16 protein-coding genes are annotated in these 17,711 nt (G+C 34.9%); 9 read left to right on the forward strand and 7 right to left on the reverse strand.

Features of this window, described 5'->3' with window-relative positions; translation table 11 throughout:
- Positions 1-41 precede the first annotated feature (41 nt).
- The 7 genes from SB689_RS22055 to SB689_RS22085 form a co-directional block, all read right to left on the reverse strand.
- The gene (locus SB689_RS22055; RefSeq protein WP_410694229.1) at positions 42-1,124 is read right to left on the reverse strand and encodes a M20 family metallo-hydrolase; all 1,083 of its coding nucleotides are present in this window, start codon (positions 1,122-1,124) and stop codon (positions 42-44) included.
- A complete protein-coding gene (gene argB / locus SB689_RS22060) occupies positions 1,099-1,893 on the reverse strand; it encodes an acetylglutamate kinase (protein ID WP_410694230.1) in 795 nt (264 codons plus the stop codon). The genes SB689_RS22055 and argB overlap by 26 nt, the downstream gene beginning before the upstream one ends.
- A 63-nt stretch (positions 1,894-1,956) precedes the next feature.
- Positions 1,957-2,916: an N-acetylornithine carbamoyltransferase gene (locus tag SB689_RS22065; protein WP_410694231.1), complete on the reverse strand. Its 960-nt coding sequence runs from the start codon at positions 2,914-2,916 to the stop codon at positions 1,957-1,959.
- A gap of 239 nt (positions 2,917-3,155) precedes the next feature.
- Complete coding sequence (locus SB689_RS22070; protein ID WP_410694232.1) at positions 3,156-4,295, reverse strand: aspartate aminotransferase family protein; 1,140 nt, start codon at positions 4,293-4,295, stop codon at positions 3,156-3,158.
- A gap of 281 nt (positions 4,296-4,576) precedes the next feature.
- Complete coding sequence (argC, locus tag SB689_RS22075; RefSeq protein WP_410694233.1) at positions 4,577-5,551, reverse strand: N-acetyl-gamma-glutamyl-phosphate reductase; 975 nt, start codon at positions 5,549-5,551, stop codon at positions 4,577-4,579.
- Between the two features lie 131 nt (positions 5,552-5,682).
- Positions 5,683-6,876: an argininosuccinate synthase gene (locus tag SB689_RS22080; RefSeq protein WP_410694234.1), complete on the reverse strand. Its 1,194-nt coding sequence runs from the start codon at positions 6,874-6,876 to the stop codon at positions 5,683-5,685.
- Entirely contained in the window at positions 6,848-7,447 is a 600-nt protein-coding gene (locus SB689_RS22085; RefSeq protein WP_410694235.1) for a GNAT family N-acetyltransferase, read from the reverse strand. Before SB689_RS22085 ends, SB689_RS22080 begins: the two co-directional genes overlap by 29 nt.
- 158 nt (positions 7,448-7,605) lie before the next feature.
- On the opposite strand from SB689_RS22085, the gene SB689_RS22090 reads away from it, so the two are divergent.
- From SB689_RS22090 to SB689_RS22130, 9 genes are all read left to right on the forward strand, one after another.
- A complete protein-coding gene (locus SB689_RS22090; RefSeq protein WP_410694236.1) occupies positions 7,606-8,022 on the forward strand; it encodes a transposase in 417 nt (138 codons plus the stop codon).
- Positions 8,023-8,225: 203 nt separating this feature from the next.
- Positions 8,226-9,605, forward strand: coding sequence for a porin (locus SB689_RS22095; protein ID WP_410694237.1), 1,380 nt, complete (start codon positions 8,226-8,228; stop codon positions 9,603-9,605).
- Between the two features lie 221 nt (positions 9,606-9,826).
- A complete protein-coding gene (locus SB689_RS22100) occupies positions 9,827-11,407 on the forward strand; it encodes an MFS transporter (RefSeq protein WP_410694238.1) in 1,581 nt (526 codons plus the stop codon).
- Positions 11,408-11,450: 43 nt separating this feature from the next.
- Positions 11,451-11,678, forward strand: a complete 228-nt coding sequence (locus SB689_RS22105) for a DUF6814 family protein (RefSeq protein ID WP_066750187.1) — start codon at positions 11,451-11,453, stop codon at positions 11,676-11,678.
- Between the two features lie 83 nt (positions 11,679-11,761).
- On the forward strand, positions 11,762-11,956 hold the full coding sequence (locus SB689_RS22110; protein WP_410694239.1) for a hypothetical protein: 195 nt from the start codon (positions 11,762-11,764) through the stop codon (positions 11,954-11,956).
- Positions 11,949-14,666, forward strand: coding sequence for an ATP-binding protein (locus SB689_RS22115; protein WP_410694297.1), 2,718 nt, complete (start codon positions 11,949-11,951; stop codon positions 14,664-14,666). The genes SB689_RS22110 and SB689_RS22115 overlap by 8 nt, the downstream gene beginning before the upstream one ends.
- A 73-nt stretch (positions 14,667-14,739) precedes the next feature.
- Positions 14,740-15,183 carry an IS200/IS605 family transposase gene (gene tnpA / locus SB689_RS22120; protein ID WP_410694240.1) on the forward strand — a complete coding sequence of 148 codons (444 nt, stop codon included), beginning with the start codon at positions 14,740-14,742 and terminating at the stop codon, positions 15,181-15,183.
- Between the two features lie 155 nt (positions 15,184-15,338).
- Complete coding sequence (locus SB689_RS22125; RefSeq protein WP_410694241.1) at positions 15,339-15,698, forward strand: response regulator transcription factor; 360 nt, start codon at positions 15,339-15,341, stop codon at positions 15,696-15,698.
- A gap of 110 nt (positions 15,699-15,808) precedes the next feature.
- Entirely contained in the window at positions 15,809-17,695 is a 1,887-nt protein-coding gene (locus SB689_RS22130) for an AMP-binding protein (protein WP_410694242.1), read from the forward strand.
- The last annotated feature ends 16 nt before the right edge of the window (positions 17,696-17,711 follow it).

Genomic DNA, 17,711 nt, shown 5'->3' on the forward strand with positions numbered 1-17,711 from the left:
ACAGAATTAATTTTCTTAACGCTCCATTTTCCTAAGTCGTTTTATAAAACTTTTTCAAGGATTTGAATATAAATATCAATTCCTTCTTTTATTTCATCTATATATATGTATTCATCCGCTGTGTGAGAACGCCTACTGTCGCCAGGACCGATCTTTACTGATGTACACGGAATAATCGCTTGATCGGACGAAGTTGGCGAGCCGTAAGTTGTCCTGCCAATTTCCAGACCAGCCTGTACAAACGGATGCTCCATCTCTATTTTTGATGAATTTAACCTGAAAGATCTAGCCGTTAAGCTTGACTTCATCTGCGATTGGATAATTTCAAACGCTTCTTCATTAGAATATTCATCCGTCACCCTAACATCCAACGTAAAAGTGCATGATTCCGGAACTACGTTATGCTGAACTCCGGCATGAATTCCCGACAATGTAACTTTAACTTCACCTAAATAATCTGAAACCTTAGGAAATTTGAAGTTTAAAATTTGCTGCAAATCTTCCATACATTTCACAATCGAGTTATCGCCATTAGGATGAGCGGCGTGAGAAGGAGTACCTTTCATTTCCCCGTCAATGACCAAAAGTCCTTTTTCCGCAATCGCCAGATTCATCTGCGTTGGCTCTCCTACAATAGCGAACTCCACATTCGGAAGTTGCGGAAATAAAGCTTCGATCCCGTCAAACCCTGAAATCTCCTCCTCAGCCGTCAAAGCAATAACTAAATTATATTTTAAATCTTCTTTATCGAAAAAATGTAAAAAAACCTGCGCCATCGAAACCAGAGAAGCTCCTGCATCATTACTTCCCAATCCGAATAACTTTCCATCCTTCTCAATGGCAAGAAACGGATCTAAAGTGTAAGCTTTATTTGGTTTTACCGTGTCATGATGGGTATTCAACAAAATTGACGGCTTGAAAACATCAAAATTTTTATTCACCGCCCAGATGTTATTTTTAAAACGTTTTGTTGGAATCTGATGTTTTTTGAAAAAATTTTCAATCTCCACAGACGTATTAAATTCATCCTTGCTGAATGACGGAATCTCAATCAGTTTTTTCAACAAATCCACTGCATTATTCAGTAATTCTTCTTTACTATAAACAGATTTCAGTTCCTGCATGATGATTTTCTATATGGTTTTTTAGTTCGGTTTCTTTAATTAAGAATACCTTATTGACTTTATTTTTTACAGCTCCCAAAGCGTTTTCCAACTTGGGTAAAATTCCTTTATGCAATTTCCCTTCCTCTTTTAAGGTTGAAAACTCTCCTTCGGAAATATTTTTTATAACAGATTCCGGATTGTTTATATCTTCCAAAACGCCTTCTTTATCGAAACAATACAACAATTCAACATCATATTTTATTGATAAAGCCTGAGCAATCACCGAAGCAATCGTGTCTGCATTTGTATTAAAAAGATGTCCTTTTTTATCATGAGTAATCGCAGAGAATACAGGAACCAATTCAAGCTTCAATAACTTTGAAATCAACTTTCTGTTAACGCTTTTTTCCGTAATATCTCCTACAAACCCGAAATCTATTTCGGCGTGTTCTCTTTTTTTAGCCTTAATTAAATTGGCATCAGCCCCCGAAAACCCCATTGCTTTGCATTTTTTATGCTGAAGTTTTGCCACAATGTTTTTGTTGATTCCTCCCGCATACACCATCGCTACAATATCCAATGTATCTTTATCTGTGATTCTTCGTCCGTTAATCATTTTTTGTTCAACGCCTAGTTTATCAGCCAACGTGGTCGCTAATTTCCCCCCTCCATGAACCAGAATTTTCTTTTCCTGAATATCAGAAAACTGCTCCAGAAATTCGTTCAATAATTCCTCATCATCAATTAAAGCACCGCCGATTTTTATGATGTATAATTTTTCTTTCATTATAAACACTTTTATGATCCTTGTCAAGGTTTAAAACCATGACAAGGATTGAAGGAATTTCTGTTATTTTGAATTAATTTCATCTAAAATTTCAGAGAAAACTGCCTGAGCCGAGAAAATTCGGTTTTTTGCCTGTTGGTAAATGATAGAATTTTCGCCATCCATTACCTCGTCACTCAGTTCCACGTTACGACGAACTGGAAGACAGTGCATTACTTTTGCCTGATTGGTATTTTCAAGTTTTTCATTCGTCAGCATCCAGTTTTCTTTTACTTCAGGTATGACTGCATAATCATCAAAAGACGACCAGTTTTTCACATACACAAAATCTGCATCTTTTAACGCTTCATCCTGATTATGGATTATTTTAACATCTTTGGTGAAGTTTTTATCCAAATCATAACCTTCAGGATTTGCAATCACCAATTCCACATCTATTTCCTGCATCCATTCTGCGAAAGAATTTCCTACCGCATGGGCAATTGGTTTGATGTGAGGCGCCCAAGTTAAAACCACTTTCGGTTTTCTTTCTTCCTTCCAGTTTTCTGTAATCGTGATACAATCTGCCAAACTTTGTAAAGGGTGACGCGTTGCTGATTCCAAAGAGATAACCGGAACTTTTGCATGTTGCTCGAACTGACTTAAAATACTTTCGTTCACATCATCTTCCTTGCTTTTCATTCCAGCGAAACAACGAACCGCAATGATGTCACAATATTGATTTAATACTTCAATGGCATCTTTTATGTGTTCAACAGTGTCGCCGTTCATCACAGCTCCGTCTGCAAATTCCAGATTCCAGGCCTCTTGAGCTGCGTTTAACGTTAATACATTTAAGCCTAAATTTTGTGCCGCAATCTGACTACTTAAACGGGTTCTCAAACTTGAATTTAAAAAGACAAGTCCGATTGTTTTTCCTTTCCCCTTTTCGGTTTTCGAAAGAGGATTTTCTTTAATTTGTAAAGCTTTTTGTATGATTTCCTGTAAGTTTTCAACATCACTTACAGAGGTGAATTTTTTCATTTTGAATTGATTTTAAAGATTTTTTATCTTACATATTTTGGCTGAGTTTTTTAACGCTATGGTCGCTAAGTCTTTTTAATTAAACTTGATTTTTTTTTCGTTCGCAAGGGCGTTTCACTCAGCATTTGAAGGTTGTGCTTGTCATTCTGAGCGAAACAAAGTGTAGTGAAGAATCTCTTGTTCATAATATTAATAGATTCTTCCTTCGTCAGAATGACAGACCGTGTAACTTTCACAGATTAAATTTGCTCCAGTACTTCTTTCAAAGCACCGATAAACAGATCAGTTTCTTCTTTTTTAATGTTAAGCGCCGGAAGAATTCTCAACACATTCTTGTCATTAGAGTTTCCGGTGAAAATATGATGATTGTACAACAGGCTATTCCTCACTTCTGAGCAATCCCTGTCAAGTTCAATCCCAATCATCAAACCTTTCCTTCGAATGTTTTTAATATGTGGAAAATCTTTAATTTCATTTTCAATATATTCGCCCATTTCCTGAGCATTTTGGATGAGATTTTCATCTTTCATCACGTCCAAAACTGCAATTGCAGCGACACAAGCTAAGTGATTTCCGCCAAAAGTTGTTCCCAATAAACCATTGCTTGCCTTAAATTTCGGATGAATCAAAACACCACCAATCGGGAAACCATTCCCCATTCCTTTTGCAGTTGTGATAATATCTGCTTCAATTCCAAATTCCTGATGAGCAAAGAAATACCCGCTTCTTCCATAACCTGACTGAACTTCATCTAAAATCAAAACCGCATCATATTTTTCACACAGTTCTTTGATTTTCGTTAAAAATTCAACCGTTGGAATCATAATTCCTCCAACTCCCTGAATTCCTTCTATAATTACGGATGAAATTTCACTTCCCTGATTTTCAAAAACGGTTTCAAGCTGTTCAATATTATTCCATTCAGACTTGATAAATCTTTCGTCATAATTAACAGGAGCTACGATTTTAGGATTATCGGTTACAGAAACCGCTGCTGAAGTTCTTCCATGAAATGAACCTGAGAAATACAATACTTTGCTTTTTCCGTTATGGAAAGAAGCCAGTTTTAAAGAATTTTCGTTCGCTTCAGCTCCTGAATTACACAGAAATAAATTATAATTTTCCAAACCTGAAAGTTTTCCTAATTTTTCAGCCAATTCAGTTTGCAATTCATTCTGAACCGAATTTGAATAGAAAGATATTTTATCTAACTGGTTTTTTAATTGAGTTTGATAATGCGGATGATTGTGCCCGATAGAAATTACCGCGTGGCCTCCGTAAAAATCAAGATATTTTTTTCCTTTATCGTCCCAAAGAAATGATCCCTGAGCTTTTACCGGATTTATGTTGAATAATGGATATACGTTGAATAAATTCATTTTTTTGTTTTTTTATATTTTTCTTTTGCCTTGAAGCAAAAGAAACAAAAGTTCAAGACTTGGAAACTTCCGCTAAAAATTAAAATTTAATCCTAAAATTTCCAAAACTTGCGCGAATTCAATATTTGTTTTACTTTCAGCATTTGTCTCGCGCTTCAAACAGTGGAAATTTCTTAACGGCTTAATTTTTAATTTTCTTAACGCTCCATTTTCCTAGGTCGGTTTTGATGCAAGCTTTTAAAATTCACTATTGACTATTTGACAATTGACTTTTAATTTTTTTAAAACGCAATTGGTTTCAAATTTAATCCTGAATTTTCTTCCCAGTCCATTGCAATATTCATGTTTTGAACAGCCTGCCCGGAAGCCCCTTTCAACAAATTGTCAATCGCTGAATGAATAACCGCAACATTTCCACTCTTTTCTATATGAATCACACAGCGATTGGTATTGACAACCTGCTTTAAATCAATTGCTTTTTCGCTTACCTTTACAAAAGGTTCATCTGCATAAAAATCCTTAAATAATTGATGAATATCTGAAAGTTCTAAATCTGTTTTCACCGTGGAACTCGTAAAAATCCCTCTCGCAAAATCCCCTCTCCATGGAACAAAATTCAGACTGATTTCATTTGTATTAAAAGAAACTAATTGCTGTAAAATCTCATCCACATGCTGGTGGGTCAAAGTTTTATAAGCTGAAATATTATCATTCCTCCAGGTAAAATGCGTCGTTGCCTGTAAAGACTGACCTGCTCCTGTAGAACCTGTAATTCCCGTTGTGTACACTTCATTCAACAAACCTTTTTGAGCTAATGGAAGCAAAGCCAGCTGAATCGCCGTTGCAAAACATCCCGGATTTGCAATACTTTTCGCTCCTGAAAGTTGTTTTTTGTTGATTTCAGGCAAACCGTAGATAAAATTTCTGTTTGCGAAATTTCCATCTAAACGAAAATCATTTCCTAAATCGATCACTAATGTTGAATCTTTTACATCATTCTGAGTCAGCCAATTCTGGCTTTCTTTGTGAGGAAGACATAAAAATAAAATATCTACCTCTTCTGGTTTATCCGTTAAAACCATTTCACAAACCGTCGCTAAATCCGGGTACAAATCTGAAATCTTTGTCCCCGAATTCGAACGACTATATAAAAAACTCAAAGACACATGAGGATGAAAAGCCAGCAGACGAACCAATTCGCTTCCTGTGTAACCGTTGGCTCCGATGATTCCTGCTGTTTTATTAATTTCAATCATTTTTTATTTTTACCATAGGTTTCACCTAGGGCTACTGTTATTGAACCCTGCGGGTTCTCTGTTTATGTTCAACTTTTTTAATGCATAGGTTTCACCTACGGCTATTCGTATTGAACCCTGCGGGTTCATCATCAAAACGCTGAATTAATCTGATGATATATATTTAAGGAATTACTTACAATTTTCGTGTAGCCTTTCACATCTTCGCCTGTCCATGCTCTGTTTGCTTCACCATAGCTTCCGAATTTATCAGACATTAAATCATGTTCAGATTCAATTCCATTTAAAATAAATCTGTACGGATGAAGCGTTACAAAAACTTTTCCGCTTACTGTTTTTTGAGAATCATCCAAGAAAGACTCGATATTTCTCATCACAGGATCTAAGAAAAGCGCTTCGTGAAGCCAGTTTCCATACCAGTCAGACAATTGAGATTTCATCATCTGCTGATATTTTGAGAGCGTATGTTTTTCCAATAAATGGTGCGCTTTGATAATCACAGACGCTGCTGCCGCTTCAAAACCCACTCTTCCTTTGATTCCAACAATAGTATCTCCAACGTGGATGTCACGACCGATCCCGTAAGCTGAAGCTAATTCTTCAATTTTTTGAATGGCATAAACCGAGTGTTCAAAATTTTCACCGTTTACCGCCACAACTTCACCATTTTTAAACTCAATTTCCAGTTCTGAAGGCTGAGTTTCTTTAATTTGCGAAGGAAAAGCTTCTTCAGGAAGATAATTTCTTGATGTTAAAGTTTCTTTTCCACCGACTGAAGTTCCCCAAAGTCCTTTATTCACAGAATATTGTGCTTTTTGGAATTCCATTTCATAACCGTGGATTTTCAAAAACTCAATTTCTTCTTCGCGAGATAAAGCCATATCACGAATTGGCGTAATGATTTCCACATTCGGACACATTACCTGAAAAATCAAGTCGAAACGTACCTGATCATTTCCAGCACCTGTACTTCCGTGAGCAATAGCATCAGCCCCGATTTCAATCGAAAATTTTGCAATTTCCTGTGCCTGAATCGTACGTTCAGCACTTACAGACAAAGGATAGGTATTGTTTTTCAACACATTTCCAAATATCAAATACTTCACACAAGAATTGTAATAATCCTCCTGAGCATCTACACACCTGTATTCCTTTACCCCAAGATTGAAGGCTTTTTTCTCCAGTTCTTTTTCCTCTTCTTTAGAAAAACCTCCGGTATTTACAGTGACTGCATATACTTCATATCCAAGTATTTCACTCAAATATTTGGCACAGTAAGAGGTATCGAGACCTCCGCTAAATGCTAAGATTACTTTCTTGCTCATTTCTATATTGATTTTCGGGTTGATCACTTACAACACCATTTACTTTATTATTATCGGGAACGAAAAGCATTGCTGTACAAAGGCAGTTTTTACGTTCTTTTTTCATTAAAATTTCATAATTCACACAGTTTTTGCAACCGTTCCAGAATTCTTCATCCTGTGTCAATTCAGAATAAATTACAGGTTTGTAACCTAAATCACTGTTAATTTTCATTACCGCAAGACCTGTTGTCAATCCAAAAACTTTCGCAGTCGGATATTTATCTCTGGATAATTGAAAAACTCTATTCTTTATCAAAGTTGCTACTCCTCTATTCCTAAAATTAGGAGAAACAATCAACCCTGAGTTGGCCACAAACTGACCATGTGACCAAGTCTCTATATAACAGAAACCTACCCATTCGCCGTTTTCAGTGGCTATTACGGCATTACCATCTGAAATCTTTTTACTTAAATATTCTATGGAACGTTTTGCGATGCCCGTCCCTCGTCGCTGTGCAGAATCATACATTTCCTGCTGTATTTCACTCACATACATTAAATGTTCGCATGAGGAAATTTCTATTTCCATTTATTTATCTGAATTTTTTGGCAAATTTAAAGCATTACAACTTTAAAATCCAAATAAAAAAGATATTATTTTTGTTAAATTAAAATAAACAGGTAAAATTATCTTTACAAGAAAATATAATTTTGCTAATTTATTATATATTTGCTAAAATGCTATATATGGAAAGTAATTGTCCCAAATGTAACAGCAATAAAATTGTAAAAAGCGGAATCATCAACGAGAAACAAAGGTTCCTTTGCAAGGATTGTAACTATTATTTTACGGTTAAAAAATTAGGCAAAAAAATTGACGATTATTATGTAACAAAAGCTCTACAATTGTACCTTGAAGGTTTAAGTTTTCGTGAAATAGAAAGAATTATCGGAGTTTCTCATGTCACGATAAGTTCGTGGATCAAAAAATATAATATCACAAGACCACCACATTCTGAATTTCATCCGGTATATAAAATTTTAAAGCAAAATGAATTAATTGAATATATTGCTCAAGAAGAAAATCTTAAAAACTCAGGAATTATTATCACTCAGTTTGCGGATAAATATATGTTGATTAAATGGGAAAGATTTAAGAAATAATACTTATATTCAATTGTAAATAAGTTAATTATGAATTTTACTCTCGCAGCAATTATTGTATTTTGAAAAATTAATTTATAAAATTTTTAACTTTAATTAATATCAAACTATATTATTACCACTAATATATATTAAATTTTCGTAAACAAATTATTAATTACAATTTGGCTTTCACAAAATTAACGCCAAAAAATTGATAATTTATGAAGAAAATATTCACATTTATTGGATTAGCTCTAATCAGTAATTCTTTATACTCACAAGGCTCTCCCGACTACGGAAGTGGACTCAAATTAAACCTCAATCCACAAGGCGATAAATACGTCAGGTTTATCTTATGGGATCAATTTTGGTTAAGAAATACCCAAATGAACCCAGGAAGTATGGTCGGCGGAGAACCAACAGACAATTCCTGGAGCCTAGGAAACAGACGATTACGTGTTTTAGCGCACGCTCAGATTTCCAAAAGATATATAATTCTTGCTCATTTCGGGATTAATAATCAAACGTTTATCAACGGCGGTGGTTCGGGAACTTCCGGAACAGGAGGTTATGGAAATGGGAAAAAGCCTCAAATGTTTTTTCATGATGCATGGAACGAATACGCAGTTATTTTACCTGGAGAAGCCGGAAAATTCAGTTTATCTTTGGGTGCGGGGCTTCATTATTACATGGGACTTTCCCGTATGACAATGGCTTCTACATTAAATTTCCTAACCGTTGACTCCCCTATTTTCACTTGGCCATTGATCGATAACTCAGACCAGTTTGCAAGACAACTCGGAATGTTTGCTAAAGGAAAATATGGCAAATTAGAATATCGTTTCAGTTTAAATAAACCTTTCGCAACAGATTTAGTTCCTGCAAATGTAACTGATCCCACAAAAGCCGTTGCAGTTGACAACAACGGAAATCCTAATTTTTCAAAAGCAGGTTACGTTGAATATCAGTTTCTTGCCGAAGAATCCAACACGCTTCCTTTCAAAGTAGGATCTTATTTGGGAACAAAGAAAGTTTTTAATCTTGGCGCAGGTTTTTATCATCAAAAAGACGGAACGAGAACTTCCGTTAATTCAACTATAGAAAAACATGACATTACACTTGTGGCAGTCGATGCTTTTGCAGATATTCCTTTGGGAAATGCTAAAAATAAAATGGCAGTTTCCGCTTATGCAGGCTACTATAACTATCAATTCGGTCCGAATTATATCAGAAATTTAGGGATTATGAATATTGCTTCATCAGATCCAAATTTTATCGGTGATAAAGCTATCGCAGGAGCAGGAAATCTACAACCAACCATCGGAACAGGTAATATTATCTACGCACAGGCTGGTTTGCTTTTACCCAATCAGGCAGAAAAACCCAAAGTTAGAATTCAACCTTTTGCAGCTTATACTCATAAAAGTTTTGATGCTTTAGAAAAATCATCTTCACAGTTTGATATAGGAGCAAATTGGTTTATAGACGGTCATCACGCGAAAATCACCACGCAATATTCAACAAGACCAGTTTATACAAGTCCGACAGAAAGTCCATCTTCCAAAGGGGAATTTATTATGCAATTTCAAATTTATTTATAAAAACTTCGAAAATTTTAACCACAAAAGATACAAAAGCTATTTCGCTGTTAAGAAAACAAAGTTTACCAAAGATTTCTTAAACTTATATGTTCTTCTTTTTGCAATTTAATAATAAACTTAAAAATAACTAATGTATTAATCTTTTGTCTCTTTTGTGGTTAAATTAAAAATAAACTATAAAAACTCAATATCAATTTTAACTAACATCAAAATCAAGCAATATGAGCGAAAATCATCACGATACCTACGAAAACATGACCGAAAAGCAGAAAAACCGAACCATCTGGAGCGTGATCACCGCCTCGTCACTCGGTACATTGATAGAATGGTACGACTTCTATATTTTTGGAAGTTTGGCCGTTGTTTTAGCTACAAAATTTTTCCCGTCAGACAATCCTACCGCGGCATTTTTATCTACGCTTGCAACTTTTGCTGCCGGATTTGTGGTAAGACCTTTTGGAGCTTTATTCTTCGGAAGACTAGGAGATATTATTGGAAGAAAATATACTTTTTTGGTTACTTTATTAATTATGGGATTTTCAACTTTCCTCATCGGATGTATCCCGAGTTTTGAAACTATTGGATATCTTGCCCCTGTTTTAGTTTTAATTTTAAGATTATTACAAGGATTAGCGTTGGGAGGAGAATATGGTGGAGCTGCGACTTACGTTGCAGAGTACGCCCAGCCTCACAGAAGAGGTTACTGGACTTCATGGATTCAAACGACTGCAACTGCAGGACTTTTCATTTCATTAATTGTTATTTTAATTACTAAAAACACCCTTTCTGCAGAAGAGTTTGATGGTTGGGGATGGAGAGTTCCTTTCTGGATCTCGATTTTAATGGTGGGAGTTTCTTACGTCATTAGAAAAAATATGAAAGAATCTCCGCTTTTTGCCAAGGCTAAAAGTGAAGGAAAAACATCAAAAAATCCTTTAAAAGAAAGTTTTGGGAATAAATACAACTTCAAATTTGTCTTATTGGCATTATTCGGAGCGGCGATGGGACAAGGGGTAATCTGGTACACTGGACAATTTTATGCCATGAGTTTCCTCCAAAAAGTAATGAATGTAGAATCTTCACAGGTCGATTCTTTAATGGCAACTGCCTTATTGATGGGAACACCTTTCTTCGTGTTTTTCGGTTGGTTATCTGATAAAATCGGGCGAAAAGCCATCATGATGACCGGAATGTTGGTCGCAATTTTAGCCTACAGACCAATTTATGATGCGATGTTTAAAAGTGTAAATCTTGAAACCAAAACTGTCGCAGCCAACGGAATTACAGAAAAAAGAACTGCAAAAATTCATAAAGATATCGCCTCGGATAGTCTTGTCACGTTCCATAAAGAAATATTGTACACAGACGGAACTTTAATTAAAAAAGACAGTGTCGTTCATTGGTCGCCGAGCGGTGTTGCAATGAAAGACGGAAAAGCCGAAGAACCAAAAGTTTCTCAAACCGTGAAATTAGCTGATAATACAAAATGGTATTTGGTGTTTTTGGTATTCATTCAAGTAATATTTGTAACGATGGTTTATGGTCCGATCGCTGCTTTCTTAGTGGAAATGTTCCCGGTGAGAATCCGTTACACATCGATGTCTTTACCGTACCATATTGGAAACGGGGTGTTTGGAGGACTTCTTCCTGCCGTTGCAACTTATTTAGTGACCGTTGGCAAAGATGCAGGACATCCGACCTGGTATCTTCAGGGACTTTGGTATCCAATTGGAGTTGCCGCAGTCTGTTTGATCATCGGAATGATATATCTTAAAAATAAGAACAATAATATTCACGATTAACCATTGAATCACTCAATTTTTTATTAATTTTAATACTACTAAAATGGACACACTAAAAAAAATATTTGGCATTATCTGGATCTTAGCAGCTCTCGTGGTGGGATATTTCGGGATAACGGTCATGGGAATTCCGAAGATCACCTCGGGAAAACAGGAAGATCTGGTATTCGGGATCATTATTCTGTTTGTTTTGATGCCGATTATCTCTGGCGGATTAGCGATTTTCGGCTACTATTCTTTAACAGGAGAATATTCTGACGATAAAGCCTAACCCATAAAATCATGAATGATAATTGATAAATGATGAGTTAAAACACCGTCAATTTATCAATTATCATTTATTAATTATCACTTATGAAAAAGAGACACGAACAAAAATTAATACTTCTGAGCATCGGACTTCTAGTTGCCTTCAGCATTCCTATCTCATTGTTATTCAATAATGAAAAGGAAGTTTTCGGCTATCCAATGATTTTGATTTACGTGTTCGCGGTCTGGATGATTTCCATTATTATCTCTTTTGTAATCATAAAAAAATATGATGAGTAGTTTCGCGTTATTTATCGTTGTTTTGATCTATCTAGCACTTTTGTTCTTAGTCGCTCATTTGGCGGAGAAGAAAAAAAGCAAAGTCTGGATCAACAATCCTTACATTTACGCATTGTCTTTGGCTGTGTATTGCACGGCATGGACTTACTACGGAAGCATCGGTGTTGCGGCTACAAGCGGTCTTAATTATCTCCCGATTTACATCGGTCCCATCATGGTAATTCCGGCATGGATTTACATTAATACCCGAATTGTAAGAATTTCAAGAGTTAATAAAATAAGTAGTCTTGCAGATTTTATTTCGTTAAGATATGGGAATAGCAGAAGTTTCAGTGCGATTATTACAATTGTCTGTCTTTTGGCGATTGTTCCTTACATTGGTTTACAGATTAAGGCGATTTCCGAAACTTTTCATTTGGTGACAGAAACACCAATGTCTAAAAATATTTTGACAGATAACGCCACTTTCGTCGTGATATTAATAGCTTTATTTTCATCGTATTACGGAACAAAATATGTTGATGCTTCAGAAAAACGTTTGGGAATTATTTCAGCGATTGCTTTGGAAAGTTTTCTAAAATTATTCTTCATCATTATTTTAGGATTATTTGTTATTTATTATGCTTTTGATGGATTCTCAGACATTTATGAAAAGGCAAGTAAATTTGAAGATTTTAAACAAAAAAATACCTTCAACGGAATTGAGGGCGCTATGAACTGGATGGTTCTTTGTCTGATTTCAGGAACAGCAATTTGTATTCTTCCGAGACAGTTTCACACAGCGATTGTTGAAAACAGACAGGAAAAACATATTAAAACTTCGATCTGGTTTTTTCCTCTTTATTTATTGATTTTCACCATCTTTATCTTTCCGATTGCTTGGGGTGGAAGATTGATTTTTGAAGGACAAAACGTTAATCCGGAGTTCTACTCTATTTTAATTCCACAGTATTTTGATAATACTTTAATTACCGTTTTTGTATTTCTTGGAGGATTAAGTTCTTGTATTTCAATGATTATTATTTCTGCGATAACTTTATCAATTATGCTTTCGAACAATTTAATTATTCCTTACGGTTTGTTGGGGAAATTTAAATCAGAAAATGAAGTTCAGAACACCAGAAACATTACCAACATCAGGAAATTCAGCATTTTCGCATTGATTATCATGGCGTTCGGCTTTTATAAATATTTTATTTTAAAAACTTCGCTCGATTCTGTTGGCTTAATTTCATTTGTCGTAATCGGACAGTTGGCACCCGCATTTTTCGGAGCATTATTTTGGAGAAGAGGAACGTACAAAGGCGCAGTTATCGGATTGCTGACAGGATTAGCAATTTGTTATTTCGGATTGATTATTCCGCAATATTACTTCTCCTATAATCAAGAATTAAAAGGAGTTTTGAGAGAAATGTACAATGCTTTTGATTTTTTCAGCATCTCTTTTTTGAGTAAAATTCCGCAGATTTTCTTTTGGTCAATGCTGGTGAATACTGCTTTATTTACCATTATTTCTGTGAGTGTAAAAGGAAATTATCGCGAAAGAAATTTTGCAGAATTATATGTTGATATTGATAAATACATTCAAAATCACGAAAATGCTTTCATTTGGCGTGGAACAGCTTATGTTTCAGACATTAAAAATATTTTAGAACGCTTTTTAGGTAAAAATAAAACTGAACAAGCATTAAGAATTTTCAATTTAAAATATAATATTGATTCTCAAACTGAAACTGCAGATTCAAGATTCATTAAATTCTCGGAAAACCTTTTGGCGGGGAGAATTGGCACCGCTTCTGCAAAGATTTTAATTGAAGGAGTCACCAAAGAAGATAAAATATCTTTAAAGGAAGTTTTAAACATTTTAGAGGAATCTAAAGAAAATATTACACTCAATAAAAAGCTAACCGAACAGTCGGATGAACTTCAAAAACTATCGGATGATTTAAGAAAAGCCAATGAAAGCCTAATTATTAAAGACCATCAAAAGGATGATTTCCTAGATTCTGTTGCTCATGAATTAAGAACTCCAATCACAGCAATTCGTTCGGCCGGAGAAATTTTAGCCGATGACGACGATATTCCTTTAGACATCAAAAGAGAATTTTTAAACAATATCATCACAGAATCCGACAGATTAAGTGAAATTATTAATGGTATTTTGTATCTGGATAAATTGGAACATGGGGAAATTGCTTTAAATATTCAACAGAATAACATTCTTGAAACCTATAAAAAATCTGTAAATCCACTCCTTCATTTAATTCATCAGAAAAATATTCATTTAAGCGAGGTGAATCTTTTAAATCAATTTATATTTGAATATGATGAAGCAAGGATGATCCAGCTATTTCAGAATATTCTAGGAAATGCCTTGAAATTCACAGACGATCAAGGAACAATACAAACTAAATTATCCGAAAAAGAAAATGAATTAACGATTAAAATCTTCAACACAGGAAAAACAATTCCTGAAGAAGATCTGGAAATGATCTTTGATAAATTTTATCAATCTAAAAATCAAAATATCCTAAAACCAATAGGAAGTGGGCTTGGATTGGCGATTTCAAAGAAAATTGTACAAGCTCAAGGCGGAACCATAAAAGCAGAAAACAGCGGATTGGGCGTAACTTTTATAATTACTTTGCCAAACAATAACTATGCAAACAACGACGAACCCGAAGGGTTCAACAACAGTAGCCGTAGGTAAAACCTATGGAAACGAATGAATAAAACACAAACCAGAACCCAACAGGGTTCAATAATAAAAACACAAATGAAAAATGGGAACATATCGACAAATATTTTATCATATTGTTTTCGGAACAAAACATCGGAAACCAACAATTAATGAAAATAATGAATCAGAGCTATACAAATATATTTGGGGCATTTTAAAAAATAAAAAATGTAAATTATACAGAATTAATGGAATGCCAGACCACATTCATATTTTTTGTGACCTGCATCCAAACATAAATCTCAGTAATTTGGTAAAAGATATAAAGGTTGCAAACAATTTATGGATGAAAGAATCGGCATTGTTTCCTGAATTTGTCGGATGGCAGGAAGGATACGGAGCATTTACCAGTTCAATGAGAGATAAAGAAAGAATTATAAATTATATAAAAAATCAAAAAGAGCATCATAAAACGGAAACTTTTGAAGATGAATTTAAAAAGCTTTTAACAGAACATGGAATCGAACCAGAACAAACATTAAATTAATAATATTCAACCCTTTCGGGTTGTTTTAATGCAAATTATAATACGTATACGTATTCCATATTCCATAGGTTTCACCTACGGCTATTAAAATTGAATCCTTCGGATTCTCTAAAAAATATGAAAACAATGCAGTTGAATCATAAAGAAAATACATAATGAAAAAGATAATCATTGCAGATGATGAGCACAAAATATTAATGTCACTGGAATACAGTTTCAAGAAAAACGGCTACGACGTTTACATTGCGAGAGACGGAACCGAAGTATTGGAATTTTTAAAAACCATGATTCCCGACGTCATCCTGCTCGACATTATGATGCCAAATTTAGACGGATACAGTACATTAGATATCATTAAACAAGACGAAAAATTAAAAGATACAAAAGTCATTTTTCTGAGCGCGAAAAACAATCCGAGAGACATTGAAAAAGGCTTAGAAATGGGAGCTGATGCTTATGTAACAAAACCTTATTCTATTAAAAAATTGATGCAGCAGATTGAGGAAATGTTTTAATTTAAACACAAATAGCACTAATAAATTACACGAATAACACAATTATCATTCGTGCCATTTGTGAAAAGATTTGTGGCATTAGTGTTTAAAACCAAACACAAAAAATTAATATGAACACAGAGAGTTTATTTAAACAAAGCATAGAAGACAAAGAGAATTTCTGGAAAGAACAGGCTCAGGAAATCGATTGGTTTGAATTTCCCACCCAAATTCTTTCTAAAGACCAAAATGATTACACCCAATGGTACTCCGATGGAAAACTGAATATGTGCTATTTGTGTATCGATAAACATATTGAAGACGGTTTTGGAGAGCAAATTGCCATTATTTACGACTCTCCGGTTACCAATCAAAAAATACAATATACTTTCAATCAGGCGAAAGAAGAAATTTCAAAATTAGCGGGAGGTTTAGCTTCTTTAGGGTTAAAAAAAGGAGACACCGCTGTTATTTACATGCCGATGATTCCGCAAACGCTTTTTGCGATGTTGGGCTGTGCAAGAATCGGAGTGATTCATAATGTTGTTTTTGGAGGTTTTGCTCCTAACGAATTGGTGGTGAGAATCGATGACTGCAAACCAAAAGCATTAATCACAGCAACCGCAGGAGTAGAAATCGCCAAGAGAATTCCTTATTTACCATTGGTTGAAAAAGCGATTGAACTCGCTCAGGACAAAGTTGAAAATATTATCGTTTACAACAGAAAATTAGTCGAAAATCAACATGAAATGTTTGATGGATTAATTGATTACGAAGAATTGGTTCAAAAATCAGAACCTGTTGATTGTGTTTCTGTTGAGTCCACCCACCCACTCTATTTGCTGTATACCTCAGGAACAACGGGAAAGCCTAAAGGAATCACCCGCGACACAGGAGGTTACGCTACAGCTTTGAAATTTTCAATGAAATACATTTATGGAATTGAGCAAGGAGAAGCATTTTGGGCAGCGTCTGATTTTGGTTGGGCAGTTGGTCACAGCTTTTCGGTGTATGGACCCTTAATCAACAGAAATACCACCATTATTTTTGAAGGGAAACCCATCATGACTCCCGATGCAGGAACCTTTTGGAGAATTATTTCAGAATATAAAGTTTCTGCTATGTTTACAGCTCCAACAGCCATTCGAGCGATAAAAAAAGAAGATCCGAATGGAGAATTGGTTAAAAAATACAATTTAAGTCATTTCAAAAAACAGTTTTTGGCAGGCGAAAGATGTGATGTCGCCACATTAGATTGGTTTGAAAAACATATTGGAGTTCCCGCAATCGATCATTGGTGGCAGACAGAATCCGGCTGGCCAATGTTAGGTTTAATGACTTTCGACGATAACTATAAAATTAAAAGAGCTGCTGCAGGAAAACCAATTCCGGTATATGATATTAAAATTTTTGATGAAAACGGATATGAATCGGATGCTCATCAAGAAGGCTATTTAATTATAAAACTTCCGCTTCCACCAGGTTCATTATTAGGAATTTGGAATGATAACGAGAGATTCCAAAGCAGTTATTTATCACAATATAAAGGCTATTATTTTTCAGGCGATGGAGCCATAAAAGATGAAGACGGTTATATTTTCATCACAGGAAGAGTTGACGATGTCATCAATGTAGCAGGACATCGACTTTCAACCTCAGAAATGGAGGAAATTGTTTCGTCACATCCCGATGTTGCAGAATGCGCCGTGGTTGGAATTGATGATGATTTAAAAGGTCAGATTCCTTTTGCAACGGTTGTTTTAAAGAATGGTTCAACAATTTCGGAAGAAGAGGTTGAAAAGGATATTGTAAAATCGGTTCGTGAAAAAATCGGAGCTGTTGCATGCCTTAAAAATGTGATGATTGTCAAACGTTTGCCCAAAACACGTTCAGGAAAAATTTTAAGAAAACTCATCAGAACATTATTAGATGGCAAGGAATTTCAGATTCCGTCAACGATTGATGATGAAAAAATCATTGAAGAAATTCAGCAAAAAATCGAGGAATATAGGGCTTAAACAAGAAATTAAGCAT

This window comes from Chryseobacterium sp. SIMBA_038, from assembly GCF_046535115.1.
GTDB lineage: Bacteria > Bacteroidota > Bacteroidia > Flavobacteriales > Weeksellaceae > Chryseobacterium.

Excerpts from the sequence above, each read along its gene's own strand:
- SB689_RS22055 (WP_410694229.1), bottom strand. The coding sequence starts at position 1,124 with ATGCAGGAACTGAAATCTGTTTATAGTAAAGAAGAATTACTGAATAAT.
- argB (WP_410694230.1), bottom strand. The coding sequence starts at position 1,893 with ATGAAAGAAAAATTATACATCATAAAAATCGGCGGTGCTTTAATTGAT.
- SB689_RS22065 (WP_410694231.1), bottom strand. The coding sequence starts at position 2,916 with ATGAAAAAATTCACCTCTGTAAGTGATGTTGAAAACTTACAGGAAATC.
- SB689_RS22070 (WP_410694232.1), bottom strand. The coding sequence starts at position 4,295 with ATGAATTTATTCAACGTATATCCATTATTCAACATAAATCCGGTAAAA.
- argC (WP_410694233.1), bottom strand. The coding sequence starts at position 5,551 with ATGATTGAAATTAATAAAACAGCAGGAATCATCGGAGCCAACGGTTAC.
- SB689_RS22080 (WP_410694234.1), bottom strand. The coding sequence starts at position 6,876 with ATGAGCAAGAAAGTAATCTTAGCATTTAGCGGAGGTCTCGATACCTCT.
- SB689_RS22085 (WP_410694235.1), bottom strand. The coding sequence starts at position 7,447 with ATGGAAATAGAAATTTCCTCATGCGAACATTTAATGTATGTGAGTGAA.
- SB689_RS22090 (WP_410694236.1), top strand. The coding sequence starts at position 7,606 with ATGGAAAGTAATTGTCCCAAATGTAACAGCAATAAAATTGTAAAAAGC.
- SB689_RS22095 (WP_410694237.1), top strand. The coding sequence starts at position 8,226 with ATGAAGAAAATATTCACATTTATTGGATTAGCTCTAATCAGTAATTCT.
- SB689_RS22100 (WP_410694238.1), top strand. The coding sequence starts at position 9,827 with ATGAGCGAAAATCATCACGATACCTACGAAAACATGACCGAAAAGCAG.
- SB689_RS22105 (WP_066750187.1), top strand. The coding sequence starts at position 11,451 with ATGGACACACTAAAAAAAATATTTGGCATTATCTGGATCTTAGCAGCT.
- SB689_RS22110 (WP_410694239.1), top strand. The coding sequence starts at position 11,762 with ATGAAAAAGAGACACGAACAAAAATTAATACTTCTGAGCATCGGACTT.
- SB689_RS22115 (WP_410694297.1), top strand. The coding sequence starts at position 11,949 with ATGAGTAGTTTCGCGTTATTTATCGTTGTTTTGATCTATCTAGCACTT.
- tnpA (WP_410694240.1), top strand. The coding sequence starts at position 14,740 with ATGGGAACATATCGACAAATATTTTATCATATTGTTTTCGGAACAAAA.
- SB689_RS22125 (WP_410694241.1), top strand. The coding sequence starts at position 15,339 with ATGAAAAAGATAATCATTGCAGATGATGAGCACAAAATATTAATGTCA.
- SB689_RS22130 (WP_410694242.1), top strand. The coding sequence starts at position 15,809 with ATGAACACAGAGAGTTTATTTAAACAAAGCATAGAAGACAAAGAGAAT.